The organism is Alteromonas sp. McT4-15 (genome assembly GCF_020515205.1).
Classification (GTDB): Bacteria; Pseudomonadota; Gammaproteobacteria; order Enterobacterales; family Alteromonadaceae; genus Alteromonas.
The window spans coordinates 1-1,247 of sequence record NZ_JAJALG010000103.1; the positions used below are offsets into that span (position 1 = coordinate 1).

Below are 1,247 nucleotides of genomic sequence, written 5' to 3' on the forward strand. Positions count from 1 at the left end.
TTCCACGGTCCGTTTCTGTTTTTTCAGGTAAAGGCAGAGGGTCTGGATATCCCTGTCATTCATGACCTTCAATGCCTGTTGTCTGACTACTGAGAAGGGTTGATTATCATCAATGTTCTCATCCACAAACAGATGCAGTAACTCTGCCGCTTTCGTGACATTGTCCGCGGCTGACTGCCAGGACAGGAACACTGCTTGTTGTGCAAAGGTGTTGGCAGCTTCTTGTTGCTTGCGGATATGGTAAATGAACCCATCAGTTAACCGTTCCAGTGCCAGTTGTATCCGCTCTGTCAGGTGACATAGCAACCATAGATGCTGCTGTGCGCGTTTGAATCGTTTGAGTTTACTACCGTAATAGTTGATGAGCTCACCGAAGTGTTGTCGATTTTTAAGAGACAGATTAAGCCCATCGATAACGCCATTGATTTGCGTGCGCCATGGCGCTAACTGATGATAAAGGGCAAGCTCTTTTTTAAGTTCAGGTACGGTCAGACTTTTTGCACCGCCTCTGAGCTGGTTCAGGCTTAGTCCGTCATCAATGGCTGTTATGCTGTCCAGAAAGACGTGAAGTTCAGGACTGGTGAGTTGATTAAGTTGGTGCGCCAGGTCTTTTCTGACCTGCTGCATCGCTCTGCTTATCAGTCTCTGGAGTACGGTGTACCTAGGGATAGCAATGCTGTGACTGGTTAGGAATTCAATAGCAGTATCAAAGAGGTAACGCGGCTCCAGCCAGGCATTGCCCACCTGAACAAGGTGGTCGAAAAGAGAATTGAAGTGCTGACTTTCGTCCCATTTGTGATAACCAGCAAGGTCTAATACTTTTGCGTAGAGTCGATCTTTTTGTTTTTGTGAGGGAGTGAATGGTCTGAGCCCCTTGCCGCCAAGCAGCTCTTTACTGATGAACATTAAATCCTTAGAAACCTGCGAGTAAGCGATATCTAGGATGACGGGCTTTGATTTGAAGTATCCCAAAATCGCGACAAAGTAACATCTATGAGCTCTGAGACGAATTGACCGAAAAACTGCCAATTCCGCATCGTTCAGAGAAAAGTACAGACGTTGTTCTTCGATTGAAAAAATGGGTGGGGAATAAAGATTTGCCTGTTCTGCTCTCGTGAGAATAGTAATTTCGTTTTTGATGGCCATATCAGGGCTGTTCCGTATTAAATGTACGATATTTACCTAATTTGCCACACTTATAAGTAGTAACCCACCTCCGCAGCCATTTATTGGTGTGGTCTACAGAG

The 1,247-nt window shown here is 45.5% G+C and carries 1 protein-coding gene; it reads right to left on the reverse strand.

Annotation, left to right across the window (positions count from 1 at the left end):
• Positions 1–1,146 (reverse strand): DUF4158 domain-containing protein (locus tag LHL20_RS20950; RefSeq protein WP_226434695.1); only part of this gene is annotated, 1,146 nt, incomplete at its 3' end.
• Positions 1,147–1,247 lie beyond the last annotated feature (101 nt).